General features: G+C 66.5%; 20 protein-coding genes. 7 read left to right on the plus strand and 13 right to left on the minus strand.

What is annotated here, in order from left to right:
• Positions 1 to 3: 3 nt before the first annotated feature.
• Positions 4 to 1095 carry an ABC transporter ATP-binding protein gene (locus tag CEW88_RS07130; protein WP_108965444.1) on the plus strand — a complete coding sequence of 364 codons (1092 nt, stop codon included), beginning with the start codon at positions 4 to 6 and terminating at the stop codon, positions 1093 to 1095.
• A gap of 186 nt (positions 1096 to 1281) precedes the next feature.
• Positions 1282 to 4164, plus strand: a complete 2883-nt coding sequence (uvrA, locus tag CEW88_RS07135; RefSeq protein WP_108965446.1) for an excinuclease ABC subunit UvrA — start codon at positions 1282 to 1284, stop codon at positions 4162 to 4164.
• 137 nt (positions 4165 to 4301) lie between these two features.
• Here uvrA and CEW88_RS07140 read toward each other — a convergent pair whose 3' ends face one another.
• Both CEW88_RS07140 and CEW88_RS07145 read right to left on the minus strand, forming a co-directional pair.
• Complete coding sequence (locus CEW88_RS07140; RefSeq protein ID WP_108965448.1) at positions 4302 to 4673, minus strand: excinuclease ABC subunit A; 372 nt, start codon at positions 4671 to 4673, stop codon at positions 4302 to 4304.
• Positions 4674 to 4776: 103 nt separating this feature from the next.
• Positions 4777 to 5562 carry an enoyl-CoA hydratase gene (locus CEW88_RS07145; protein WP_108965450.1) on the minus strand — a complete coding sequence of 262 codons (786 nt, stop codon included), beginning with the start codon at positions 5560 to 5562 and terminating at the stop codon, positions 4777 to 4779.
• Positions 5563 to 5631: 69 nt separating this feature from the next.
• Here CEW88_RS07145 and CEW88_RS07150 point away from each other — a divergent pair, with 69 nt between their 5' ends.
• On the plus strand, positions 5632 to 6054 hold the full coding sequence (locus CEW88_RS07150; protein WP_108965452.1) for a PaaI family thioesterase: 423 nt from the start codon (positions 5632 to 5634) through the stop codon (positions 6052 to 6054).
• A gap of 6 nt (positions 6055 to 6060) precedes the next feature.
• Here the strand turns inward: CEW88_RS07150 and CEW88_RS07155 are convergent, their stop codons facing one another.
• Positions 6061 to 7113 (minus strand): Ldh family oxidoreductase, encoded by a 1053-nt coding sequence (locus tag CEW88_RS07155; protein WP_108965454.1) that lies wholly within the window; start codon positions 7111 to 7113, stop codon positions 6061 to 6063.
• Between the two features lie 256 nt (positions 7114 to 7369).
• Here CEW88_RS07155 and CEW88_RS07160 point away from each other — a divergent pair, with 256 nt between their 5' ends.
• The 4 genes from CEW88_RS07160 to CEW88_RS07175 all read left to right on the plus strand — a co-directional run bounded on the left by CEW88_RS07160 (position 7370) and on the right by CEW88_RS07175 (position 11890).
• Complete coding sequence (locus tag CEW88_RS07160) at positions 7370 to 7900, plus strand: CoxG family protein (protein ID WP_108965455.1); 531 nt, start codon at positions 7370 to 7372, stop codon at positions 7898 to 7900.
• A 58-nt stretch (positions 7901 to 7958) separates the two neighbouring features.
• Positions 7959 to 8444, plus strand: coding sequence for a (2Fe-2S)-binding protein (locus CEW88_RS07165; protein ID WP_108965457.1), 486 nt, complete (start codon positions 7959 to 7961; stop codon positions 8442 to 8444).
• Positions 8445 to 8627: 183 nt separating this feature from the next.
• The gene (locus CEW88_RS07170) at positions 8628 to 10988 is read left to right on the plus strand and encodes a xanthine dehydrogenase family protein molybdopterin-binding subunit (RefSeq protein WP_108965459.1); all 2361 of its coding nucleotides are present in this window, start codon (positions 8628 to 8630) and stop codon (positions 10986 to 10988) included.
• A gap of 116 nt (positions 10989 to 11104) precedes the next feature.
• Positions 11105 to 11890 (plus strand): FAD binding domain-containing protein, encoded by a 786-nt coding sequence (locus CEW88_RS07175; protein ID WP_108965461.1) that lies wholly within the window; start codon positions 11105 to 11107, stop codon positions 11888 to 11890.
• Positions 11891 to 11966: 76 nt separating this feature from the next.
• Here CEW88_RS07175 and CEW88_RS07180 read toward each other — a convergent pair whose 3' ends face one another.
• The 10 genes from CEW88_RS07180 to CEW88_RS07225 form a co-directional block, all read right to left on the minus strand.
• Complete coding sequence (locus tag CEW88_RS07180) at positions 11967 to 13412, minus strand: cobyric acid synthase (RefSeq protein ID WP_108965464.1); 1446 nt, start codon at positions 13410 to 13412, stop codon at positions 11967 to 11969.
• A gap of 111 nt (positions 13413 to 13523) precedes the next feature.
• On the minus strand, positions 13524 to 14141 hold the full coding sequence (locus CEW88_RS07185) for a YitT family protein (RefSeq protein ID WP_108965466.1): 618 nt from the start codon (positions 14139 to 14141) through the stop codon (positions 13524 to 13526).
• 150 nt (positions 14142 to 14291) lie between these two features.
• Positions 14292 to 15509 (minus strand): NADP-dependent isocitrate dehydrogenase, encoded by a 1218-nt coding sequence (locus CEW88_RS07190; protein WP_108965468.1) that lies wholly within the window; start codon positions 15507 to 15509, stop codon positions 14292 to 14294.
• A gap of 369 nt (positions 15510 to 15878) precedes the next feature.
• A complete protein-coding gene (locus CEW88_RS07195; RefSeq protein ID WP_108965470.1) occupies positions 15879 to 17120 on the minus strand; it encodes a multidrug effflux MFS transporter in 1242 nt (413 codons plus the stop codon).
• 208 nt (positions 17121 to 17328) lie between these two features.
• Positions 17329 to 17961 carry a DsbA family oxidoreductase gene (locus CEW88_RS07200; protein ID WP_108965472.1) on the minus strand — a complete coding sequence of 211 codons (633 nt, stop codon included), beginning with the start codon at positions 17959 to 17961 and terminating at the stop codon, positions 17329 to 17331.
• A gap of 213 nt (positions 17962 to 18174) precedes the next feature.
• Positions 18175 to 19047 carry a 3-hydroxyisobutyrate dehydrogenase gene (mmsB, locus tag CEW88_RS07205; RefSeq protein ID WP_108965474.1) on the minus strand — a complete coding sequence of 291 codons (873 nt, stop codon included), beginning with the start codon at positions 19045 to 19047 and terminating at the stop codon, positions 18175 to 18177.
• Positions 19048 to 19088: 41 nt separating this feature from the next.
• Positions 19089 to 20120 carry an enoyl-CoA hydratase/isomerase family protein gene (locus CEW88_RS07210; protein WP_108965476.1) on the minus strand — a complete coding sequence of 344 codons (1032 nt, stop codon included), beginning with the start codon at positions 20118 to 20120 and terminating at the stop codon, positions 19089 to 19091.
• Positions 20117 to 21259, minus strand: a complete 1143-nt coding sequence (locus tag CEW88_RS07215; RefSeq protein WP_108965478.1) for an acyl-CoA dehydrogenase family protein — start codon at positions 21257 to 21259, stop codon at positions 20117 to 20119. The genes CEW88_RS07210 and CEW88_RS07215 overlap by 4 nt, the downstream gene beginning before the upstream one ends.
• A 178-nt stretch (positions 21260 to 21437) precedes the next feature.
• Positions 21438 to 22595: a glycosyltransferase gene (locus CEW88_RS07220; protein ID WP_108965480.1), complete on the minus strand. Its 1158-nt coding sequence runs from the start codon at positions 22593 to 22595 to the stop codon at positions 21438 to 21440.
• Positions 22596 to 22683: 88 nt separating this feature from the next.
• Entirely contained in the window at positions 22684 to 24126 is a 1443-nt protein-coding gene (locus tag CEW88_RS07225; protein WP_108965482.1) for a TRAP transporter large permease, read from the minus strand.

Here is a 24126-nt window from a genome sequence, read left to right on the forward strand (position 1 = left end):
ACGATGGCAGACCTGAAACTCACCGATGTTGGCAAGGTGTACGGAGGCACCGTGGAGGTGCTGAAGAACATCGACCTGGATGTCACCGCAGGCGAGCTTGTCGTCTTCGTCGGCCCCTCGGGCTGCGGCAAGTCCACGCTGTTGCGGATGATCGCCGGGCTTGAGCGGATCACCGGCGGCACGCTCGAGATCGACGGCCAGGTGGTCAACGACGTGCCCCCGGCGCAGCGCGGCATCGCCATGGTGTTCCAGAGCTACGCGCTCTATCCGCATATGACCGTGCGCGACAACATGTCCTTCGCCCTGCAGATCGCCAAGAAGAGCAAGGCCGAGATCGCCGAGGCCGTCGAGCGCGCCGCGAAGATGCTGCAGCTCGAACCCTACCTCGACCGCCTGCCCAAGGCGCTCTCGGGTGGTCAGCGCCAGCGCGTCGCCATCGGCCGGGCCATCGTGCGAGATCCCAAGGTGTTTCTCTTCGACGAGCCGCTCTCGAACCTCGACGCGGCGCTGCGCGTGGCGACGCGGATCGAGATCGCCCAGCTCAAGGAGAAGCTGCCCGACCGCACGATGATCTACGTGACCCACGACCAGGTCGAGGCAATGACCCTGGCCGACCGCATCGTCGTCCTTGCCAACAAGGGCATCGCGCAGGTTGGCTCGCCGCTGGAGCTCTACGAGACGCCCAACAGCGAGTTCGTCGCGCAGTTCATCGGCTCGCCGGCGATGAACATGCTGTCTGGCGAAGTCACCGGCACCGGCGCGCAGACCACCGTCAGGCTGCAGACCGGCGGCACCGCGGTCTCGGACGTGGCCACCCGCGAGTCGGACATGGGTCTTCAGGTGAACGTCGGCATCCGCCCCGAGGATTTCACCGAGGCAACGGCCACGCCGGTGTTCACTGGCAAGGTCGCGCTGACCGAGGCGCTCGGCGAGGTGACCCTGCTGCACTTCGAGCCGCAGCCCGGCTGCAAAGAGGCGGTGATCGCCAAGCTTCCCGGCATCCATCAAGGCTTGCGCGGCACCGAGGTCGGGCTGAGCGCCGATCCCGCGAAGGTGCATCTCTTCTCTGAAGGCATCTCGTTGCGCTACCGCTGAGCGGTGCAAGAGCCCTCGACGGCTCTTGCAACCCGCTTCGAAGAGAGACGCTCCCGCCCGGCGCGCGGATGAGGTATCGTGCAAAGGCGCATTCCCGCCCTGCATGTTCTTATTAAGTTCTCATTTACCCATTGCGATCCGGGGCGTTTGGCCTATGTGTAGGAGCGTTCCTTTCCCGAGGGTCTCATGCCAGAGCTGAAGCAGATCGAAGTGCGCGGCGCGCGCGAGCACAATCTCAAGAATATCGACGTCGACATCCCGCGCGACGAGTTGGTGGTGATCACCGGCCTGTCGGGGTCGGGCAAGTCTTCGCTCGCCTTCGACACAATCTACGCCGAGGGCCAGCGGCGGTATGTCGAGTCGCTCTCGGCCTACGCGCGGCAGTTCCTCGACATGATGGAAAAGCCCGATGTCGATCACATCGCCGGCCTCTCGCCGGCGATCTCCATCGAGCAGAAGACCACCTCGAAGAACCCGCGCTCGACGGTCGGCACGGTCACCGAGATCTACGACTACCTGCGCCTTCTCTTCGCCCGCGTCGGCACGCCCTACAGCCCCGCCACCGGCCTGCCCATCGAGGCGCAGCAGGTGCAGGACATGGTCGACCGCGTGATGGCGCTGGAGGAGGGGACGCGCGGCTACCTGCTCGCGCCGATCATCCGCGACCGCAAGGGCGAGTACCGCAAGGAATTCCTCGAGCTGCGCAAGCAGGGCTTCCAGCGGGTGAAGGTCGATGGGCAGTTCTACGAACTCGACGAGCCGCCCACGCTCGACAAGAAGTTCCGCCACGACATCGACGTGGTGGTCGACCGCATCGTCGTGCGCGAAGGGCTCGAGACGCGTCTTGCCGACAGCTTCCGCACTGCGCTCGATCTGGCCTCGGGCATCGCCGTTCTGGAAACCGCGCCGCGCGAAGGCGAGGGGGATCCCGAGCGGATCACCTTCTCGGAAAACTTCTCCTGCCCGGTCAGCGGCTTCACCATCTCCGAGATCGAACCGCGCCTGTTCTCCTTCAACGCCCCCGTGGGCGCCTGCCCGGAGTGCGACGGCCTCGGCGTCGAGCTGTTCTTCGACGAGCAGCTGGTGGTGCCCGATGTGACGCTGAAGGTCGCCGACGGCGCCATCGCGCCCTGGCGCAAGGGCAAATCGCCGTACTTCCTGCAGACCATCGAGTCGATCGCCAAGCACTATGGCTTCAACAAGAACGCCCGCTGGAAGGACCTGCCGCAGAAGGTGCAGGACGTCTTCCTTCATGGCTCTGGCAAGGAAGAAATCCCCTTCCGCTATGACGAGGGCGGCCGCGTCTACCAGGTGACCCGTGCCTTCGAGGGCGTGATCCCCAACATGCAGCGCCGCTACCGCGAAACCGACAGCGCCTGGGTGCGCGAGGAGTTCGAGCGTTACCAGAACAACCGCCCCTGCGGCGCCTGTGGCGGCTACCGCCTGCGGCCCGAAGCGCTGGCGGTAAAGATCGGCTCGGCCAAGAAGGACACGCTGCTGCACGTCGGCCAGGTGGTGCAGATGTCGATCCGCGAGGCGCACGACTGGATCGAGACCGTGCCCGAGGCGCTCTCGGGACAAAAGAACGAGATTGCCCGCGCCATCCTCAAGGAGATCCGCGAACGGCTCGGCTTCCTCAATAACGTCGGCCTCGAATACCTGACCATGTCCCGCGCGGCGGGGACACTCTCGGGCGGCGAGAGCCAGCGGATCCGGCTCGCGAGCCAGATCGGCTCGGGGCTGACCGGTGTTCTCTACGTGCTGGACGAGCCCTCGATCGGGCTGCATCAACGCGACAACGACCGGCTCATCGGCACGCTGAAGTCTCTGCGCGACCAGGGCAACACGGTCATCGTGGTCGAGCATGACGAGGACATGATCCGCCAGGCAGATTACGTCTTCGACATCGGCCCCGGCGCCGGGGTGCACGGCGGGCAGGTGGTCAGCAAGGGCACGCCGCAGATGATCTCGGACGATCCCGCCAGCCTCACCGGCCAGTATCTCGCCGGCACCCGCGAGATCGCGGTCCCGACGGAGCGGCGCAAGGGCAACGGCAAGATGCTCAAGGTGGTCAAGGCGACCGGCAACAACCTCAAGGAGGTGACTGCCGAGTTTCCCTTGGGCAAGTTCGTCTGCGTTACCGGCGTCTCGGGGGGCGGCAAGTCGACGCTGACCATCGAGACGCTCTACAAGAACGCCGCTATGCGGCTCAACGGCGCGCGCGAGACCCCGGCCCCCTGCGAGACGATCAAGGGCTTCGAGTATCTCGACAAGGTCATCGACATCGACCAGCGCCCGATCGGCCGCACGCCGCGTTCGAACCCGGCCACCTACACGGGTGCGTTCACCCCGATCCGCGACTGGTTCGCGGGCCTGCCCGAGGCCAAGGCGCGCGGCTACAAGCCCGGGCGCTTCAGCTTCAACGTCAAGGGCGGGCGCTGTGAGGCCTGCCAGGGCGACGGCGTTATCAAGATCGAGATGCACTTCCTTCCCGACGTCTACGTCGAATGCGAGACCTGCAAGGGCCAGCGCTACAACCGCGAAACGCTGGAGATCAAGTTCAAGGGCAAAAGCATCGCCGATGTGCTTGATATGACAGTGGAAGAGGCGCAGGAGTTCTTCCAGTCGGTGCCCTCGATCCGCGAGAAGATGGACGCGCTCATGCGGGTCGGCCTGAGCTACGTGAAGGTGGGCCAGCAGGCGACCACTCTCTCGGGCGGCGAGGCGCAGCGAGTGAAGCTGTCGAAGGAACTGGCGAAACGCTCGACGGGCCGCACGCTCTACATCCTTGACGAGCCGACCACGGGCCTGCACTTCGAGGATGTGCGCAAACTGCTCGAGGTGCTGCACGAGCTGGTCGAGCAAGGCAACACGGTGGTGGTGATCGAGCACAATCTCGATGTCATCAAGACCGCCGACCATATCATCGACATCGGCCCCGAGGGCGGTGATGGAGGCGGCGAAATCGTGGCCACGGGCACCCCCGAGGAGGTGGCCGAGGTTGGGCGCTCGCACACCGGGCATTACCTCAAGCCGATGCTGCGGACGGGCAGGGTCGCGGCGGAATAGGCGCGCGGAGCGCAGGGCGCGTCGATGCGTCCTTGAAATGAAAAAAGGACCGGTCGCCGTCAGAAGCGCCGGTCCTTTTTACGTCGGTGTGGAAGGATCTAGGGTCGGGTGCGGGGGGCGCGCCCCTCGGCGCCGGCTTACTTCGCCAGTTGGGCGATGCCGCCGATGATGTCGAGCACGGCGCCGGTGTCCGGGTCGACGCGGTAGACGTAGTCGTCGACGTTGTAATAGGTTCGGCGCGGATCGAGCTGGTAGCGGCCCGGATCGCGGATCACGATGTAATTGTCGCGGATCCGCTCGCCGCGGTCATAGCGGTGGATGTGGATCGCGTCGTGGTCGCGGTCGCGATCACCATGGTGCTTGCCAATCTTCTTGTACTGGCCCGGCGGCATGCAGGCCGCGTTCTTCTTGGCAAGACCCGGTGGGCATCCCTTGGGGGCGGCGCTGGCGGCCATGGGGGCGGCGAGGGCGGCAGCCGAAAGGGCCGCGAGGGTGAGGGTACGTAACATGCTGCTCTCCTGTACGTGGTGCGGAGTTATACGCAGAGAACGCGCGCTGCCGCCGCATCGGTTCCGAAAAATCCCGCGCCGCCAGCGGGTTTCCGCCATGTCCTCAGGTGCTCCAGCCGGGCTTGCGCTTTTCCAGGAACGCCGTGATGCCCTCGTCGGTGTCGCGGTCGAGCATGTTCTCGACCATCACCTGGCCGGCCAGCGCATAGGCCGCGTCCAGCGGCAGCTCGGCCTGCGCGTAGAACGCCTCCTTGCCGATCCTCACCGCGTGCGGCAGCTTCGAGGCGACGCTTTCCGCCAGCGCCTGCGTCGCGGCGGCCAGCTCGGCCTCGGGGACAACGCGGTTGACGAGCCCCAGGGTCTGCGCCTCGGCGGCGGGAATGAAACGGCCCGTGGTGAGCAGCTCGAAGGCCTGCTTGCGCGGCAGGTTGCGGCTCAGCGCCACCATGGGCGTCGAGCAAAAGAGCCCGATGTTGACCCCGTTGACGGCGAAGCGCGCATCTTCGGCAGCCACGGCCATGTCGCAGCTCGCGACCAGCTGGCAGCCGGCGGCGGCGGCGATGCCGTGCACCTGCGCGATGACCGGCTGGGGCAGGCGGGTGAGGCCGGTCATCACCCGTTCGCAGCGCTCGAAGAGATCGGCGAAATAGGCGGCCCCCTTGTCCTCTGCCTGCCGTCCGGCCTGCATCTCGCGCAGGTCGTGCCCGGCGCAGAACACCTTGCCCGCGCCCGAGATGACCACCGCGCGGATTGTCTCGTCCTGACAAAGCGCGTCGATCTGCGCCTGCAAAGCCGCCAGCATCGCGTCCGACAGCGGGTTCAGCCGCTCCGGCGCGTTCAGCCGCAGGTGGGCCACCGGCCCGGTGTCGTGACGTTCCAGAATTGCCATCTTGTTCTCCTCCATCCTCGCGGGCAGCCTAGCCAGCGGAGAAGAGGGGCGAAAGAGGCGGGAGGTCGCATGGCGCTGCAGTTCACCATTCCGGAGATGACCGGATTCCTGAGGGAGGTCTTTCCGCAGATCGAGGGCATGTTCGCCATCGACCGCATGGACGAGGAAATGCTCGTGATGCGGCTGATCGTGGACGAGCAGCACTTGCGGCCCGGCGGCACGGTCTCGGGGCCGTCGATGTTCGCGCTGGCGGATGTGGCGGCCTACGTGGCGACCATGGCGCGGATCGGGCGCGAGGCGCTCACGGTGACCACCCATTGCTCGATCGATTTCATGCGCAAGCCCGAGGCCGGGCGGGACCTGCTGGCCGAGGCGCGGGTGCTGAAGCTGGGTCGCAGCCTCAGCGTGACCGACGTGCTGCTCTATTCAGAGCACTCGGACGATCCGGTCGCCCACGCCTCGCTGACCTACGCCATTCCGCCGAGGCGCTGAGGCCTCTCAGCGCGGCTCGGGAAAGGCCAGACCGGCATCGGCGGCGCAGGCGCGGATGCGGGTGAGCACCTCGTCGGGCAAGGCGATGCCGTCGCGGCGCGCCCTGTCGGCCGCGACCGCCGCGCGGTCGCCGGGGATGCGCACCGGGCGCGCCTCGTCGATCGGGCGGCTGGCGCGGCAGGCCTCGCTCAGATGTTCGACCTGTGCCACGAACGCCTCGCGACCGCCAAAGGCCGCGGGGTCCATCACCTGCAGGAAGACATTTGCTCCCCAGCGGGTCGGGGACTCGACTCGGCCATGGCCGGCGAGCGCCTGGGTCAGCATCTCGACCATCAGGCCCATGGCAAAGCCCTTGTGGCCATGATCCGCCCCGCCCACCGGCAGGATCGAGCCCTTTGGGGTCTGGTTGATGACCGTGGGGTCGGTGGTGGCGTGACCGTCTCCGTCCAGCATCCAGGGGTGGGCGAACTCGGTGCAGGAATTGATGTGCTCACGCACCTTCGACAGCGTGGTGATCGAGGCGCAGGTGTCGATGAGCACCGGGTGGTCCTTGCCGGGATAGCCCACCGCCCAAGGGTTTGGGGTGAGCAGCGGCTCGCAGCCGCCGTAGGGGGCGACCCATTGACCCGAGGGATCGGAGGTGGCGATATAGCACACGTAGCCCTTTTCGGCGGCGATCCGGGTCAGCGCCGAGAGGCAGCCGATGTGATGGCTGCGGCGGATCGCCATGGCGGCCATGCCATACTCGGCGGCGCGCGTCATGCAGGTCTGCAGCGCCTGGGTCATGACCCAGTGGCCGGGCAGGTAGTTGCCATCCCAGAGCAGGCAAACCCCTTTGTCGGAGAGCACCTCATGCGTGCCCTCCTTGGTCATCAGGTCCTTGGCCAGCTCGGGCAGGTAGTAGGAGACCATCGAGATGCCATGGGTGGTGACGCCGATCTCGTCCGTCTGGATCAGCAGTTCGGCGACGGTCTCGGCCTTGTCGGGCGGCAGGCCGGCGCCAGCCAGCAGGTCTCGGGCGAGGGCGAAGAGGGCGGTGCGGTCATAGGTCTGGGTCATAGGTGTCTTGTCGTGCGGGTCTGACGCAGCGTCAATCTCCCAATTGCGACCGGCACGATTTTTCTCGCGACTGCGGAGGCATGCCCGGCCTGCGCCGCCTCACACGGGGGTTGCGAAGTTGCGCAATCGGCGCGATCCTCCGCTCGGAACACGCAATGCCGCGACCGGGCATGGAGGGGGACCGGCTGCGCCTTTGGTCTGATGGGCGCGGCGTACCTTCCTGTGGGTCTGGGAGCCGCAAGAGAGGACATAGACCATGCAGATGAGCGATACCCGGGTGATCAAGGCCCCGCGCGAGGTGGTTTGGGCCGCGATCCTGAATCCCGAGGTGCTTAAGGCCTGCGTGCCCGGCTGCACAGAGCTGACCGGCACCCCCGAAGAGGGCTTCGAGGCGACAGTGGTCCAGAAAGTCGGCCCGGTGAAGGCCACCTTCAAGGGGACGGTGACCCTGTCGAATATGACCGAACCCGAGGCGGTGACCCTCACGGGCGAGGGCAAGGGCGGCGCGGCGGGCTTCGCCAAGGGCGGGGCGGACGTGCGCTTTGCCGAGGTCGATGAGGGCACCGAGCTCAGCTACGATGTCGACGCCAAGGTCGGCGGCAAGCTGGCGCAGCTCGGCAGCCGGATCATCGACGGCTTCGCCAAGAAGATGGCCGACCAGTTCTTCACCAACCTGCAGGACGCGGTCGAGGGCCCGAGCGACGCCGAGGCTGCGCCAGAGGCCGAAGGCGCGGCCGGTGAAGAGGGCAAGAAGAAAGGCTGGTTCAAGCGGATGGTCTCGGGCTGACGCCCGTGCCACAGTGCAACCAACCGAAAACCGATCAGTCATCCCAGGGAGGGAACGTATGACCAAGGTAACGATGACGGTGAACGGCAAAGCTGTCAGCAAGGAGGTCAGGGGCAACATGCTCATGACCGAGTTCCTGCGCGACGAGCTGCATCTGACCGGCACCCATGTCGGCTGTGACACCTCGCAATGCGGCGCCTGCAATATCCACGTCAACGGCGAGACCGTGAAGGGCTGCACGATCTTCGCCGCCGAATGCGACGGCGCCGAGGTGGGCACCATCGAGGGGCAGGCCAATGCCGACGGCTCGCTGAATGTGATCCAGCAAGCCTTTCAGGACCACCACGGTCTGCAGTGCGGCTTCTGCACGCCGGGCATGGTGATGTCGGCGGCAACGCTGCTGAGGGATAATCCCAAGCCCACTGAGGCCGAGATCCGGCACTACCTCGAGGGCAACATCTGCCGCTGCACCGGCTACCACAACATCGTCAAGGCGATCATGGCGGCCAGCGGGCAGGACGTGAGCACCATCGCCGCCGAGTGAGCGCGGCGGAGCGGGCCCTGAGGTGGCCCCGCACATCCACGAAGATCTGCGAATGATCCGATGGCGGTTGGGAGGCCGCCCGCGGAACAGGGAGGACCGGCGGCGAGCGAATCCCGCCGGGTGGAGAGTTCGAGGCGGGCCGGGCGCGGCCCATGCCCGCCGGCATATCAGGGAGGAGACCCCATGCCGAAGGATCATGGCATCGGAGCGGCTCAGAAGCGGCGCGAAGACGTGCGCTTCCTGACCGGAGCCGGGAAATATACCGACGACATCAACGTCTACGGGCAGACCTACTGCCACTTCCTGCGCTCGGACGTGGCGCATGGCAAGATCACCAGCCTCGACATCAGCGCCGCCGAGGCGATGCCTGGTGTGGTGCGGATCTTCACCGGCAAGGACTTCGATGGCATCGGCGGGCTGCCCTGCGGCTGGCAGGTGACCGACAAGAACGGCGATCCGATGAAGGAGCCGCCACATCCGGTGCTCGCGCAGGGCAAGGTCCGCCACGTCGGCGATCCGATTTGCGCGGTGATCGCCGAGACCCTCGACCAGGCCCGCGACGCCGCCGAGGCGATCGAGCTGGGAATCGAGGAACTGCCCGCCGTGGTCGACATGCGCGCGGCGCTCGAGAGCGGCTCGGCAAAGGTGCACGACGATCTGGCGGACAACCTCTGCTACGACTGGCAGTTTGGCTCGGATCAGGCGGCGGTGGACGCGGCCTTCGCCGAGGCCGCCCATGTGACGACGCTGGAGCTGGTGAACAACCGCCTCGTGGCCAACCCGATGGAGCCGCGCGTCGCGCTGGCCGAATACGCCCGCGCCAACGACGAGAGCACGCTCTACACCACGTCGCAGAACCCGCATGTGATCCGCCTGCTGATGGGCGCCTTCGTGCTGGGCATCCCCGAGCACAAGCTGCGGGTGGTCGCCCCCGACGTGGGGGGCGGCTTCGGCACCAAGATCTTCCATTATGCCGAGGAGGCCTTTGTTACCTTCGCCGCGCGGCAGATCAACCGGCCGGTCAAATGGACTGCGACCCGCTCCGAGGCCTTCATGTCCGACGCGCATGGCCGCGATCACGTCACCAAGATCGAGCTTGCGCTGGATGCCGAGAACAATTTCACCGGCATCCGCACCGACACGCTGGCCAATATGGGCGCCTACCTGTCGACCTTCGCCAGCTCGGTGCCGACTTGGCTGCACGGCACGCTGATGGCCGGCAACTACAAGACCCCGGCGATCCAGGTCAACGTCAAGGCGGTGTTCACCAACACCGTGCCGGTCGACGCCTATCGCGGCGCGGGCCGCCCCGAGGCGACCTTCCAGCTCGAGCGACTGGTGGACAAGGCGGCGCGCGAACTGGGCGTCGATCCGATCAAGCTTCGCCGGCAGAACTTCATCGACAGCTTCCCCTATGCGACCCCGGTGGCGGTGGAATACGACACCGGCAACTACGTCGCGACCATGGACAAGATGGAAGAGATGATCGACATCCCCGGCTTCGCCGCGCGCCGTGCCGAGAGCGAGGCGAAGGGCAAGCTGCGGGGCCTTGGCGTGAACTGTTACATCGAGGCCTGCGGCATCGCGCCGTCGAACCTCGTGGGCCAACTCGGCGCGCGGGCAGGGCTCTATGACGCGGCGACGGTGCGGGTGAACGCCACCGGCTCGATCTCGGTCATGGTCGGCGCGCACAGCCACGGGCAGGGGCATGAGACCGCCTTCCCGCAGGTGGTCGCCGACATGCTCGGCATCGACGAGAGCATGATCGACATCGTCCATGGCGATACGTCGAAAATTCCCTTTGGCATGGGCACTTACGGCTCGCGCAGCCTTGCGGTCTGCGGGTCGGCCATGGTCCGCGCCACAGAGAAGATCATCAACAAGGCCAAGAAGATCGCGGCTCATCTGATGGAGGCCTCGGAGGGCGACATCGAGCTCAAGGACGGCATGTTCACCGTCGCGGGCACCGACAAGTCGGTGGCCTGGGGCGATGTCACGCTGGCCGCCTACGTGCCACACAACTACCCGCTCACCGAAATCGAGCCCGGGCTGGAAGAGACCGCCTTCTACGATCCGGCGAACTTCACCTATCCTGCCGGCGCCTATGCTTGCGAGGTGGAGGTCGACCCCGAGACCGGCAAGGTCACGATCGAGCGTTTTGCCGCCGCCGATGATTTCGGCAATGTGGTCAACCCGATGATCGTCGAGGGCCAGGTGCATGGCGGTCTCGCGCAGGGGATCGGCCAGGCGCTCCTCGAGAACTGCGTCTACGACGCCGACGGCCAGCTGCTGTCGGCCAGCTACATGGATTACGCCATGCCGCGGGCCGGCGACGTGCCCTTCTACATGGTGGACCACAGCTGCGCGACTCCCTGCACCCACAACCCGCTGGGGGTGAAAGGCTGCGGCGAGGCCGGGGCCATCGGCTCGCCGCCCGCCGTGGTCAATGCGGTGCTCGACGCGCTGAACCATGCGGGGCATGACGTGGCGCATATCGACATGCCCGTTTCACCGCACCGAGTCTGGAAGGCGATGCAGGGATGACCCTTTGCCCCGGCGCAGGTGCTTGCATCTTGCGCTGGGGAGGGCGAGTATTCGACGAAATATGAAGGGGATGAGGGGTGCCGAACCGCCCCGGCCCCTTCCGCAGGAGGACGACGATGTACAGCTTTGACGTTGTAAGACCCAAGAGCGTGGCGGATGCCGTGGCCGCGCTCGGAGAGGAAGAGGCTCAGGCGCTCGGGGGCGGGCAGACGCTGATCCCCTCGCTGAAGCAGCGGCTCGCGGCCCCCTCCGTTCTGGTGAGCCTTGCCGCCATAGACGAGATCAAGGGCGTGTCGCAAGAGGGCGGCACCGTGACGATCGGCGGCGGCACCACCCACGGCACCGTCGCACGCGAGGTGGCCTCGAGCTACCCGGCGCTGGCGGCCATGGCGGGCAATATCGGTGACCCTGCGGTGCGCAATCGCGGCACGGTCGGCGGCAGCCTTGCCAACAACGATCCGGCGGCCTGCTACCCGGCGGCGGTGCTGGCCTCGGGCGCGACGGTCGTGACCAGCAATCGCGAGATCGCGGCGGACGACTTTTTCGACGGGCTGTTCACCACTGCCCTCGAGGAGGGAGAGATCATCACCGCGGTCAGGTTCCCGATCCCCGAGAAGGCTGCCTATATCAAGTTCGAGCAGCCTGCATCGCGCTTTGCACTGGTGGGTGTGTTCGTCGCCAAGTTCGCGGATGGCGTGCGGGTGGCGGTGACCGGCGCCTCGGAAGACGGCGTGTTCCGCTGGACCGAGGCCGAGGCGGCGCTTTCGGGCGACTTCTCTGCCGCGGCGCTCGAGGGGCTTGCGGTGACGGCCGACGGGCTGATGAACGACCTGCACGGCTCGGCGTCCTATCGTGCCCACCTGATCGGCGTGCTCACCAAGCGGGCCGTCGCGCAGGCGTAACCACGCGCGAGGATCACGTCAGGCGCCCTCCGGCAAACCCGGGGGGCGGTTTCTCGGTATAACGGCAGCGCACTGGCTACCGCGCCAGCGCCAGCAGCCCCTCGACGTCAAGATGCGCCTCCATGTGCTCCGCCAGCGCGTCGAGCACGCCGTCCACCTTTGCCTCGTACCGGACATCGCTGCGCGCCACACCAAGACCTTCGAGCCAGGCGCTGCGGAAGGCGTCATCGGCGAAGAGCCCGTGCAGGTAGCTGCCGCTGATCCGCCCGTCCTGCGAGATCGCGCCATCGGGGGATCCGTCGATGATGGCAAAGGGGCGGGTGCAATCAGGACCCTCGGTGCGGCCAATGTGGATCTCGTATCCCTCCAGCGACAGGCCGCTGGCGGCATGACGCGCGCGCACACGGCTGAGGCGTTTGTCGGCGGTCATCACCGTGCTCACCTCGAGAAGGCCAAGGCCCGGATCGCTGCCTGCCGGCCCCTCGATGCCCTCGGGATCCGAGATGCTGCGGCCAAGCATCTGGTAGCCGCCGCAGATCCCCAGCACATGCCCTCCGCGCCGCACATGCGCGGCAAGATCGACGTCCCAGCCCTGCGCCCGCAAGAAGGCGAGATCGCCGCGGGTCGACTTGCTGCCCGGCAGGATCACCAGGTCCGTGTCGCCGGGGATCACCTCGCCCGGGCCGATCATCGACAGGGAAACGCCCGGCTCCTGCGCCAGCGGGTCGAGGTCGTCAAAGTTGGCGATGCGCGAAAGCGCGAGACAGACCACCTTGAGTCCATGGTCTCGCGACCGGCGCGGCAGGTCGAGCGCGTCCTCGGCAGGCAGGAGGTGGGCCTCGCGGAACCATGGCAGCACGCCGTAACCGCGCCATCCCGTCGTCTTTTCGATCAGGGCGTAGCCATCATCGAAAAGACGAGGATCACCGCGGAACTTGTTGATCAGGAAGCCTTTCACCAGCGCCGCATCCTCGGGGTCGACGACCGCCTGCGTGCCCACCACCTGCGCGATCACACCGCCGCGGTCGATGTCGCCGGCCAGCACCACGGGCACGTCCGCGGCCCGGGCAAAGCCCATGTTGGCGATGTCGCGGGCGCGCAGGTTGACCTCAGCGGGGCTTCCTGCGCCTTCGACCAGCACCAGTTCATGCGCGGCCTTCAACCGCTCGAAACTCTCGAGCACGCCCGCCATGAGCCGCTCGCGCAGCCCGCCGTAGTCACGCGCCTGCGTGGTGGCGATGCGCTTGCCCTGCAGGATCACCTGCGCACCCATGTCGGTTTCGGGCTTCAGCAGTACAGGGTTCATGTCGGTCACCGGCTCGATCCCGCAGGCCCGCGCCTGCAGCGCCTGCGCCCGGCCGATCTCGCCGCCATCCGCGGTGACTGCGGCGTTGTTCGACATGTTCTGCGGCTTGAAGGGCGCGACCTTGATCCCGCGGCGCAGCGCGGCGCGGCAGAGCCCCGCGACCAGCATCGACTTGCCGACGTTCGAGCCGGTGCCCTGCACCATCAAAGCGGGCATGGGTGGCCTCCGTCGCAGCGGGAAAGGTCAGTGAAAATCATGGTGCCTGCCGTCCTGTATCGGCACCTGTCATGCCATCGCGCCGGCCCGGGGACCAGCGGCAATGCGAGCTCAGGAGCGGGCGATGTAGCGGTCGCGTCGATGGTTTATCGCGATCAGCGCGTTGAGGATGACGGCCCCCAGCAACGACCAGAGAACCTGCATCGGCGCGAAGAAGAGGAAAGACGACGCGAAGACCAGCAGGTCGAAGCCGAGCTGGGTCCAGCCCGCCTTGATCCCCCGCGTGTCCTGCAACCAGAGCGCCACGATGCCGACCCCGCCCAGCGTCGCGCCGTGACGGAACAGCGAGAGCAGGCCGATCCCGGCGCAAACCCCGAAGAGCGCGGCGGCCAGCGGCGGCGCGACCTCGACGTGCAGGCCAAGCGGGAGCAGGTCCACCATGCTCGACATCAGCGCCACCGAGAAGAAGCTCTTGACTGTGAACCGCCAGCCGAGCTGCTTCACCGCCAGGACGTAGAAGGGCGCGTTCAGGAGGAAGAACAGCAGGCCGAAGCGGATGCCCGTGGGCTCGCCCAAGACCAGTGCGAGGCCGGCGATCTGCCCGGTGAACAGTCCCGAAGCACGTAGGAACTGGATCCCAAGGGCGACCAGCGTGGTGCCGACGAGGATGCCGTGGACGTCTTCCCACAGCGTATGGCGATTAGGAGGGGGGCTGTCGAGTAGGAGCATGGGGCAGAGATGCTGACCTTTATGCGCCAGGTCAAGAGGGCATTCGCTGCAGCGCAGCGTCAGCGGCGCGCTGTGCCCGAAAAAGAGGCGGAAACGAAATGGGCCGATCCCTTAGGACCGGCCCGAAGTTCATGAACTTGCAAACCTGTTTCAGGCCGCGCCAAGCGCCTTGTTGAGGTTTTCGTCGACCTTCTCGAGGAAGCCCATTGTGGTGAGCCACTTCTGATCCGGTCCCACGAGCAGCGCGAGGTCCTTGGTCATCCAGCCCGATTCCACGGTCTGCACGACCACCTTCTCGAGCGTCTCTGCGAAGGTCATCAGCTGCGCGTTGGCATCGAGCTTGGCGCGGTGCTTGAGACCGCCGGTCCAGGCGAAGATCGACGCGATGGAGTTGGTCGAGGTCGCCTGGCCCGCCTGGTGCTGACGGTAGTGGCGGGTGACGGTGCCATGCGCCGCCTCGGCCTCGACGATCTTGCCATCGGGGGTCATCAGCTGCGAGGTCATCAGCCCGAGCGAGCCGAAGCCCTGCGCCACGGTGTCCGACTGCACGTCGCCATCGTAGTTCTTGCAGGCCCAGACGAAGCCGCCGTTCCACTTCATGGCGCAGGCCACCATGTCGTCGATCAGCCGGTGCTCGTACCAGATCTTCTTCTTCTTGAACTCGGCCTCGAACTCCTCTTCGTAGACCTTCTGGAAGAGGTCCTTGAAGCGGCCGTCATAGGCCTTGAGGATGGTGTTCTTGGTCGACAGGTACACCGGCCAACCCATCATCAGCCCGTAGTTGAACGAGGCGCGGGCGAAGTCGATGATCGAGCTGTCGAGGTTGTACATCGCCTGGTAAACGCCGGCGGAGGGGGCCTGGTAGACCTCCTTCTCGATCACCGTGCCATCCTCGCCCACAAATTTCATCGTCAGCGTACCGGCGCCGGGGAAGGTGAAATCGGTGGCCTTGTACTGGTCGCCGAAGGCGTGGCGGCCGATGACGATGGGCCGCGTCCAGCCGGGCACCAGGCGCGGCACGTTGCGGCAGATGATCGGCTGGCGGAACACCACGCCGCCGAGGATGTTGCGGATGGTGCCATTGGGCGAGCGCCACATCTTCTTGAGGCCGAATTCCTCGACCCGCGCCTCGTCCGGGGTGATCGTGGCGCATTTCACCGCGACGCCGATCTCGCGCGTTTTCTCTGCCGCGTCGATGGTGATCTGGTCCTCGGTGCGGTCGCGCTCCTCGATGCCGAGATCGTAGTAGAGCAGATCGACGTCGAGGTAGGGCAGGATAAGTTTCTTCTTGATGAAGTCCCAGATGATCCGGGTCATCTCGTCCCCGTCCATTTCGACGATGGGGTTCTCGACCTTGATCTTCGACATGGGTGTCCCTTTCGCTGGCTGAGTCGGCTGCGCCGCATGTAGCGCGTTTCCCGTGGCGGGGAAAGGTTTGTATGCAACCGTATACCGCGACGTCGCTCAATTCATCGTATTTTCCGCGTGCATATAGCAAGATCGAAAGCCATCGCCTCATATGCAGGCGTCATGAAACAGAAAGCTGAGGATTTCATGACCGCGCTTCTGCTGGCCTTCGTGCTCTGTATCCACTTCGGCGCCGGGCTCTTCGTGGTCTTCGGCCCCGCCACCGTGTCGCAGGGGGCGCCCCCGCGGCCACGCCCGCGATCTGGCGCGCGACATGGCGGTGTTTTGGCTTGCGGCGGGCGTCAGGGCCGCACCCGAGGGGGCGCTGGCTCAGCGGTCCGCGCGTGCCTCGAGCCGCTTGAGCCGCAGCATCAGCAGGAAGGCCAGGCTGACCTCGACGAAGACACCACAGGCCAGCGGCAGCGGGGTGCCGTCGAACATCAACCCCACCGGCACAGCGAGCCCCACGGCAACCACCGTCGAGAGCGCCCCGAGCAGCGAGGAGGCGATACCCGCAATATGTCCTACCGGCTCCATCGCGATGGCATTCACATTGCCCATGGTCATCCCCATCATGAAAAAGACCGAGACCTGCCAGACAAGGAAGACCGCGAAGCCGAGGGGGCCGGTGAGCCCGCTTGCGAAGATCAGCGTCGCGACTGCCGACAGGATGATCTGCATCAGCAGCACCGCGGTCACGATGCGCCGCATCCCCAAGCGCCCCACGAGCTTGGCGTTGATGAAGCTGGCCGAGGCCGAAAGCACCGCCGCCCCGCCAAACCAGAGCGGGAAATAGGCGCCCTGACCGTAGCTTATGTCATAGATCTGCTGCACCGAGGAGATCATCGAGAACATGCAGGCCGCCACCAGCGCCTGCACGCCAATCGACACCTGCACCACCGGGTGCGCCATCAATTCCCTGATCGCAGACCAGAGCGTACCGGCCCGAAACGGACGGCGGCGCTCGCGCGGGAGCGTCTCCGGCAGGCGAACCGACATCCACAGGGCGATGATCGAGGCAAAGACAACGAAGGCGAGAAAGACCCCGCGCCAGCCGGCCACGGCGATGATCAGCGTCCCGATGCTCGGGGCGACGGCGGGAAACAGGGTGAAGACCATCATCACGAAGGACATGATCTGCGCCATGCCCCGCCCGGCGTAGACGTCGCGCACGATGGCCAGCGCCACGACACGCGGCCCGGCCGCCCCGAGACCCTGAAGCATGCGCGCGGCCAGAACCAGCTCCAGCGTGTCCTCCCCGGCGGCAAGCAGGGCCGCGACGATATAGACGGCGATGCCACCAAGGATGACCGGTTTGCGGCCAAACGTGTCGGACAGCGGCCCGGTGAACAGCGTGCCGATCCCCATGCCGAACACGAAACTTGTCACCACCAATTGCGCCCGGTTGAGATCGTCGGGCGTCAGTTCTTCACCGATCTGCGGCAGGGCGGGCAACATCGCGTCGACGGAAAAGGCGATGGTCGCGAACATGGCCGCAAGCAGCGCGATGAATTCAAAGCGGCCGGGGCCCTTGGGTACGCTGGGCGCGGCTGCGGGGTCAGAAGAGGTCATGGTCAGCAAGGTCTCGACAGAAAACCCCCGCGGCCCCGGAGGACGCGAGGGGTGGGGAGGTGAGGGGTGTTTGAGTGTGACCTAGCGGCAAATGCAAGTCTGCGGAACCCGCCGCGTGCCCCGAGCGCCGCACAGCGTAAGCGCGCCTCGCGCACAGGCCCAAACCGGGGGCGTAAACCTGAGCAAGCCGCGCTCGCCCGGAGGCCGGTCATGCCTGGGCGCGGATTTCCTCGATCACCCTCAGCCAAAGCTCGGTCGGCTGAGCGCCAGGTACCGCGTGCTGACCGGCCACAACGAAGGTCGGCACCGCCTGCACGCCCATGCCGCGCGCCGAACTGTCCATTTCCTGGATCTCACGCCGGTCAGCCTCGGACGCCAGCAGCCGCTGAACGACCGAGCCGTCCATGCCGGAACTGTCGGCGACATCCGCCAGAACCTCGGCCTCGCCAATGTCACGCCCTTCGACGAAATAGGCCTGGAAAAGCGAGGAAACCACCGCGGTTTGCACGCCTTCGACTCCCGCCCAATGGATCAGCCGGTGCGCGTCCAGCGTCGAGGGCGTGGTCGCGATCTTGTCGAGGTGGATCTCGAGCCCGGCCTCGGCGGCCCGTTCAGCGATCGGCATGTAGGCCTGCACCGCCCCCTCCTTGCCGCCGAATTTCGCCTCGAGATAGGCGCGGCGATCCATGCCACCGGCGGGCATCTCGGGATTCAGCATGAAGGGCCGCCAGCGGATGGTGAACGGGTGGTCCGGCTGCGCCAACAGCGCGCGGTCCAAAAGCCCCTTTCCAATGTAGCACCAGGGGCAGATCGGGTCAGAGAAGATATCGAGCGTGGTCATCAAAAATCCGTCCTTTGCCGCCTCATAGCAGCCAGGACGCGGCTTGGCGACAGGCACCAGCCAAGAAATGATGCATTTCGCATATCCCCGAAACACCGTGATCTCGCCCGGCCGACCCGCCAGACACGCGCTTCGGCAGCGTCCGCTGGGGCAGATTGCCCCTAGGGAAGCGGCTGCGGCTCGAGGGGGCAGCGCCTCCTCTGGCGCGGCGTCTCAGCCGCGCCCCCGCGCCTCGAACCGCGGCAGCATGGCCGAGAAGTCGCGGCCGCGCCCGTCCTCGCTTTCGACGAAGGCCCGGTAGAGCTCCAGCGCCCGCGCGCCCATGGGCGTGTCGGCATCCGCCGCCTCGGCCGCCTGCTGCGACAGGCCAAGATCCTTGAGCATCAGCTCGGCGGCGAAACCGGGCTTGTAGCCATTGTCCGCGGGCGATTGCGGGCCAACCCCGGGGGCCGGGCAGTAGGCGTTCATCGACCAGCTGTAGCCCGAGGAGGTCGAGACAACGTCGAACATCGCCTCGCGCGACAGCCCCAGCTTGTCGGCCAGTGCAAAGGCTTCGCAAGTGGCGATCATCGTCACCCCGAGGATCATGTTGTTGCAGATCTTCGCCGCCTGGCCGTTGCCCGAGGGGCCGCAGTGGACGGCTTTCTGCCCCATGATGTCAAAGAGCGGCTTGGCGGTGGCAAAGGCCTCCTCCGAGCCGCCGACCATGAAGGTGAGCGTGCCCGCCGCCGCGCCGCCGATGCCGCCCGAGACGGGCGCGTCGAGGGCGCCCAGTCCGGCAGCCTGCGCCTGCTCTGCCACCGCGCGGGCGCTCTCCACGTCCACTGTCGAGCAATCGAGCATCACCGCGCCCGGCGCCATGGCGGGCAGGATTTCCTCCGCCACGCTCCGAAGGATCGCGCCATTGGGCAGCATGGTGATCACCACCTCGGCACCCGAGGCCGCCTCTCCCGCCGATCCCGCCTGAGCTGCGCCCGGCACGGTCACCCCCGCCACGTCGAAGCCGGTCAATGCGTGGCCCGCCGCGATCAGGTTCGCGGCCATGGGCGCGCCCATGTTGCCGAGCCCGATGAAGCCGATTTTCATGTCTCTCTCCTCCAAAAACTCCGGCGCCAGACGCCCAAGGCTCAAAGCGCCAGCTCGTCCTCTCCCAGTGGTGCCAGCAGCGCCGCGACCCGCTCCTGTGGCACGCCATCCAGCGCCAGGCTCCAGTGCGGCGTGCGATCCTTGTCGATCAGCTGCGCCCGCACCCCTTCGAGGAAGTCGCCCTGCTGCATGATGCGGTGCGCGACGCGGTACTCCTGCGCCAGCGCGGCCGTGATGTCCTCGGGCGCCGGGCCGAGCCGGTCCAGCATCGCCAGTGTCGTCGCCATCGAGAGCGGCGAATTGCGCCGAACCTGCTTGAGCGCCGCCTGCGCCAGATCGCTCTCGGACGAGGCCAGCGCCGCCTCGATCGCGGTCAGCTCGCCCGAGGCGTAAAGCGCGTCGATCTCGTCCTGCGCCTGCGCCATCGGGCTGGCCGGGGCAGGGCGCGCGACCTCCTCGAGCGCCGAGATCTCGCCGGTCTCGATCAGCCGCTCCTTGAGCAGCGGCCAGCGCTCCTCGGCCACGAAGACGTCGGCAAAGCCCGCATGGATCGCATCCCCGGGCCCCATGCGCGCGGCGGTCAGTGCCAGATGCGCCCCGAGCCTGCCCGGTGCCCGCGCCAGCAGGAACGAGCCGCCCACGTCCGGCACGAAGCCGATGCCGCATTCGGGCATGGCGACCTGCGCACTCTCGCCGACCACCCGGTGCGAACAATGCCCGCCGAGCCCGACACCGCCGCCCATGACGAATCCATGGAGGAAGGCGACGATGGGCTTGGGATAGGCGGCGAGCTTGGCGTTCATCCGGTATTCGTCGGACCAGAAGCGGCGGCCGAAATCCAGATCGCCGTCGAGCCCGCGCCGATACATCTCGGCGATGTCGCCCCCGGCGCAGAAGGCGCGCTCTCCTGTCGCGTCGAGAATCACCAGCGCCACCTCCGGGTCCTCGGCCCAGGCGTCGAGCGCCCTCTCGGCCTCGAGGCACATCTCCCAGCTGAGCGCGTTCAGCGCCTTTGGACGGGTGAGGGTGATATGGCCGGCGCGGCCGGTCTTGCGGGTCAAAATATCGGTCATCGGCTTCCGATCAGGCTGCGCGCGGTGATCATGCGCATGATTTCATTGGTTCCCTCGAGGATCTGATGCACCCGCAGGTCGCGCACCAGCTTCTCGATCCCGTAATCCGCAAGGTAGCCGTAGCCGCCGTGCAACTGCAGGCACTGGTCGACCACCTTGGAGCCTGCCTCGGTGACGAACTTCTTGGCCATGGCGCAGAACTTGGTGGCGTCGGGCGCGCCGGTGTCGAGCTTCCAGGCCGCTTGGCGCAGGAAGACCCGCGCGGCCTGCAGCTCGATTTCCATATCGGCAAGGCGGAACTGCAGCGCCTGGAACTGGTCGATGCTGGTGCCAAAGGCCTTGCGCTCGGCCATGTAGCCCAGCGTTGCGTCCAGCGCCGCCTGTGCCGCGCCGAGCGAGCAGGCCGAGATATTGAGCCGCCCGCCGTCGAGCCCGGCCATGGCATAGCGGAACCCCTTGCCCTCCTCGCCGAGAAGGTTGCCGAGCGGCACCTCGCAGTCGTCGAACTGCACCTGCCGCGTCGGTTGGCTCTTCCAGCCCATCTTGTCCTCGAGCCCGCCGAAGCTGAGCCCGGGGGTGCCGTCCTCGACGAGCATCGTAGATATGCCCTTGGGCCCGTCCTCGCCGGTGCGGCACATGACCAGATACGCGTCCGAATAGCCGCCGCCCGAGATGAAGGCCTTGGTGCCGGTCAGCCGGTAGCTGTCGTTGCTCTTCTCGGCCCTTGTGCGCAGCGCCGCGGCATCCGAGCCCGAGCCCGGCTCGGTCAGGCAGTAGGAAAGGACCGTCTCCATGGTCAGCGCCCCCGGCAGCACCCGCGCCTTCAGCGCGTCGGAGCCATAGGCGTCGATCATCTTGGCGCACATGTTGTGGATCGACAGGAAGGCCGCCACCGAGGGGCAGGCCATGCTGAGCGCCTCGAAGACCAGCGTCGCGTCGAGCCGGGTCAGCCCCGAGCCGCCGCTTTCCTCTGATACGTAGAGCCCGCCAAAGCCCAGTTCCGCCAGCTTTGGCCACAGATCGCGCGGGATCGTGCCCGCCGCCTCCCAGTCGCGGGCAAAGGGCGCGATATGCTCCTGCCCGAAAGCCCTGGCCATATCGAAGATCGCCTGCTGCTCCTCGCTCGGTGCAAACTCCATGGGGCCTCCCTTTCCCGATGGTACCGGGGCCTCCCAACCCCGGAAATGAACGCTTGTTCAGAACATGGCGGGAATCGTGGCGCGATGCAAGCCGCCCGCCCACGCCACTTTGGCGCATCTTGTCCTGGCTCCGAATATCCCGTGAGAGGGGCGCGCAGCGCTTCGGCACACGCCGCCGTCAGCCGGCCTCGCGCAGCGCCACCACCCGGCGGATCTCGTCCTCGACCTTGCGCAGCAGCACCGCGTTGTCGAATTTCGCCTCGGCGGTCGCCCGGGCGGCACGGGACATGGCGGCACGGTCGGGCAGGTCGAGCACCTTGGCGATGGCCCCGGCAAAGCCGTCTTCGTCCCATTCCGGCACGAGGAAGCCGGTCTCGCCCTCTGTCACCGCCTCGGGGATCCCCGCGTGCAGGGTCGAGACGGTGATGCAGCCCGCGGCAAGCGCCTCTTGGATGGCGGTGGGCAGACCCTCGGTGTTGCCGTTCTTGTCGGTGATCGAATGCTGCAGGAAGGTTTCCGTGGTCAGCAGGTGCGCACGCACGGCGTCATGCGGCAAGGCGCCGGTGAAAGTGACCTGATCCGCGACGCCGAGTTCGGCGGCCAGCGCCTTGCAGGGCCCAAGCAGCGGCCCGTCGCCGATGAACGTCAGATGCGCCTCGCGGCCTTTCGCGGCGGCGGCAAAGGCGCGCAAAGTGATCTGCGGCGCCTTCTTTTCGACCATGCGGCCCACGGCAAGGCAGCTGCCCGGCAGCTTCTCGCCCGGGACGAAGCGCCGCACGTCGACCCCCGAGGGCACGACGTGGGAATTGGGGTGGGTGACACCGTACCTGGCGAGGTTGTCGAGCAGAAACTGCGAGACCGAGAACACGCCATCGAGCCGCGGCATCATCTTGCGGTAACTCTTGACCCTTTGCGGCGAGGTCAGCGCGCGCGAGGCATCGGTGCCACGGAAATAAGTGAAGACCGGCAGGTTCATCTCGTTGGCCAGCTTGGCCACCACCAGCGCCTGGGTGCCGAATTCGGCGAGGATGACTTCGACGCGCTGCTCGTGCAGCCATGCCATCAGCCGGGTGCGGTTGGCGCCGAAGGGCAGGCGGCCGGTGCCCTCGGTCAGCGAGTTCCAGCCCATCGCAACGGGGGCGATCACCTTATCCGAGAGCGACAGCTTGGCTCGGCGCTCGAACAGCGGCTTGTCGTAGGGGTTCTTGCCGTTGAACCGGCCGCAGAGCACCACCGTGTCGCCGCCGAAAATGTGCTCGATGTGGCGGTTGATGAAGGTCTCGCCCGGCACGTGGTAGTCGGAGGTGACGATGCAGGTCTTGAATTGGCGGCTCATGCGGGATCTCCCGGGGTCTTCTCGCCGCGCCTACATGCCTTTGATGGCCCCGCCGCGCAAGGGCGGCGGGGCCGGTGTCAGATGAGGGTCACTCGCCGTAGGCCATTGCCGGAAGCCAGGTGGTCAGCGCCGGGAACTCGAAGACGATGAAGAGACCAAGCAGCTGCAGCAGCACGAAGGGGATGATGCCCTTGTAGATGTGCCCGAGGTTCACGCCCGGCGGGCAGACGCCCTTGAGGTAGAAGAGCGCAAAGCCCACCGGTGGCGTCAGGAACGACGTCTGCAGGGTCACCGCCACGAGGATGGCGAACCAGACCACCTGCGGGTCGCGCACCTGGTCGAAGCCCGGCACCGCCAGCTCCAGCCCCTGGATGATCGGCAGCATCAGCGGCATGATGATGATGGTGATCTCGATCCAGTCGAGCAGGAAGCCGAGGCAGAAGACGATGAACAGGATGAAGGCGATCGTCAGGTAGGGGTTGTCGAAGGCCGAGAGCACCAGGTGCTGCACGATCTCGTCCCCGCCGTAGCGGCGCAGCACGAAGGCGAAGAAATTCGCCGCCAGGAAGATGCCGGTGATGTAGCCGGCGGTGTTGAGCGTCGAGCGGGCCACCTCGCGGAACACTTTCCAGTCGAGCCTGCGGTTGATCAGCGCCAGCACCGTCGCGCCGAGCGCGCCGAGACCGGAGGCTTCGGTCGGGGTGGCGATGCCGACGAAGATCGAGCCAAGCACCAGCAGGATCAGCAGCATCGGGGGCACCACGGCGAGCAGCACCTCCTTCACCTCTTCCATGCCCACCTTGCCGGACTTCTCCGGCGCCGGCATCGAGGCGGGCGAGATAAAGCCGTAGATGACGATGAAGACGATATAGAGCGCGCCGAGGATGAGCCCCGGGAAGAGCGCCCCCATGAACAGATCGCCGAGCGAGATCGCCAGCTGGTCCGACATGATGACCAGCATGATCGACGGCGGGATCAGGATCCCCAGCGTGCCGGCGCTCGCGATTGTCCCCGTCGCGATGGGTTTCGAATAGTTCTGCGCCATCATCGCCGGCAGGGCCATCACACCGAGCAGCGTCACCGAGGCGCCGATCACGCCGGTCGAGGCCGCGAGGATGATGCCGATCAGCAGCACGGTGAGCGAGAGCCCCCCGCGCAGCGAGCCGAAGAGCTTCTGCATGGCGTGCATCATCCGCTGCGCCACGCCCGACTGGTCGAGCATAAGGCCCATGTAGATGAACATCGGCAGCGCCACGAGCACCGGGTTGTTGACGATGTTGCCGAACAACCGCCCGGAAAGCGCCAGCAGGCGGTTGTACTCGAGCCCGATGCGGTCGAACTCGATGACGTCCTTGAACTCGGCACGGAACGGGTCGAGCAGGATCTGCGACAGGATGACGAAGATCAGGCTCACGCCGACCAGCGCCATGGCGACGGGAATGCCGCGGAACAGCATCCAGATGAAGGTCAGGAACATCGCCGCGACGGCAATCTCGTTCAGCGTCAGGTATTGGCCGAGGAAGTGCAGCAT

The organism is Alloyangia pacifica, from assembly GCF_003111685.1.
Classification (GTDB): domain Bacteria; phylum Pseudomonadota; class Alphaproteobacteria; order Rhodobacterales; family Rhodobacteraceae; genus Salipiger; species Salipiger pacificus_A.

What these genes read in the sequence shown, in the direction of transcription:
- CEW88_RS07130 (WP_108965444.1), top strand. Translation starts at nt 4, where the DNA reads ATGGCAGACCTGAAACTCACCGATGTTGGCAAGGTGTACGGAGGCACC.
- uvrA (WP_108965446.1), top strand. Translation starts at nt 1,282, where the DNA reads ATGCCAGAGCTGAAGCAGATCGAAGTGCGCGGCGCGCGCGAGCACAAT.
- CEW88_RS07140 (WP_108965448.1), bottom strand. Translation starts at nt 4,673, where the DNA reads ATGTTACGTACCCTCACCCTCGCGGCCCTTTCGGCTGCCGCCCTCGCC.
- CEW88_RS07145 (WP_108965450.1), bottom strand. Translation starts at nt 5,562, where the DNA reads ATGGCAATTCTGGAACGTCACGACACCGGGCCGGTGGCCCACCTGCGG.
- CEW88_RS07150 (WP_108965452.1), top strand. Translation starts at nt 5,632, where the DNA reads ATGGCGCTGCAGTTCACCATTCCGGAGATGACCGGATTCCTGAGGGAG.
- CEW88_RS07155 (WP_108965454.1), bottom strand. Translation starts at nt 7,113, where the DNA reads ATGACCCAGACCTATGACCGCACCGCCCTCTTCGCCCTCGCCCGAGAC.
- CEW88_RS07160 (WP_108965455.1), top strand. Translation starts at nt 7,370, where the DNA reads ATGCAGATGAGCGATACCCGGGTGATCAAGGCCCCGCGCGAGGTGGTT.
- CEW88_RS07165 (WP_108965457.1), top strand. Translation starts at nt 7,959, where the DNA reads ATGACCAAGGTAACGATGACGGTGAACGGCAAAGCTGTCAGCAAGGAG.
- CEW88_RS07170 (WP_108965459.1), top strand. Translation starts at nt 8,628, where the DNA reads ATGCCGAAGGATCATGGCATCGGAGCGGCTCAGAAGCGGCGCGAAGAC.
- CEW88_RS07175 (WP_108965461.1), top strand. Translation starts at nt 11,105, where the DNA reads ATGTACAGCTTTGACGTTGTAAGACCCAAGAGCGTGGCGGATGCCGTG.
- CEW88_RS07180 (WP_108965464.1), bottom strand. Translation starts at nt 13,412, where the DNA reads ATGCCCGCTTTGATGGTGCAGGGCACCGGCTCGAACGTCGGCAAGTCG.
- CEW88_RS07185 (WP_108965466.1), bottom strand. Translation starts at nt 14,141, where the DNA reads ATGCTCCTACTCGACAGCCCCCCTCCTAATCGCCATACGCTGTGGGAA.
- CEW88_RS07190 (WP_108965468.1), bottom strand. Translation starts at nt 15,509, where the DNA reads ATGTCGAAGATCAAGGTCGAGAACCCCATCGTCGAAATGGACGGGGAC.
- CEW88_RS07195 (WP_108965470.1), bottom strand. Translation starts at nt 17,120, where the DNA reads ATGACCTCTTCTGACCCCGCAGCCGCGCCCAGCGTACCCAAGGGCCCC.
- CEW88_RS07200 (WP_108965472.1), bottom strand. Translation starts at nt 17,961, where the DNA reads ATGACCACGCTCGATATCTTCTCTGACCCGATCTGCCCCTGGTGCTAC.
- mmsB (WP_108965474.1), bottom strand. Translation starts at nt 19,047, where the DNA reads ATGAAAATCGGCTTCATCGGGCTCGGCAACATGGGCGCGCCCATGGCC.
- CEW88_RS07210 (WP_108965476.1), bottom strand. Translation starts at nt 20,120, where the DNA reads ATGACCGATATTTTGACCCGCAAGACCGGCCGCGCCGGCCATATCACC.
- CEW88_RS07215 (WP_108965478.1), bottom strand. Translation starts at nt 21,259, where the DNA reads ATGGAGTTTGCACCGAGCGAGGAGCAGCAGGCGATCTTCGATATGGCC.
- CEW88_RS07220 (WP_108965480.1), bottom strand. Translation starts at nt 22,595, where the DNA reads ATGAGCCGCCAATTCAAGACCTGCATCGTCACCTCCGACTACCACGTG.
- CEW88_RS07225 (WP_108965482.1), bottom strand. Translation starts at nt 24,126, where the DNA reads ATGCTGCACTTCCTCGGCCAATACCTGACGCTGAACGAGATTGCCGTC.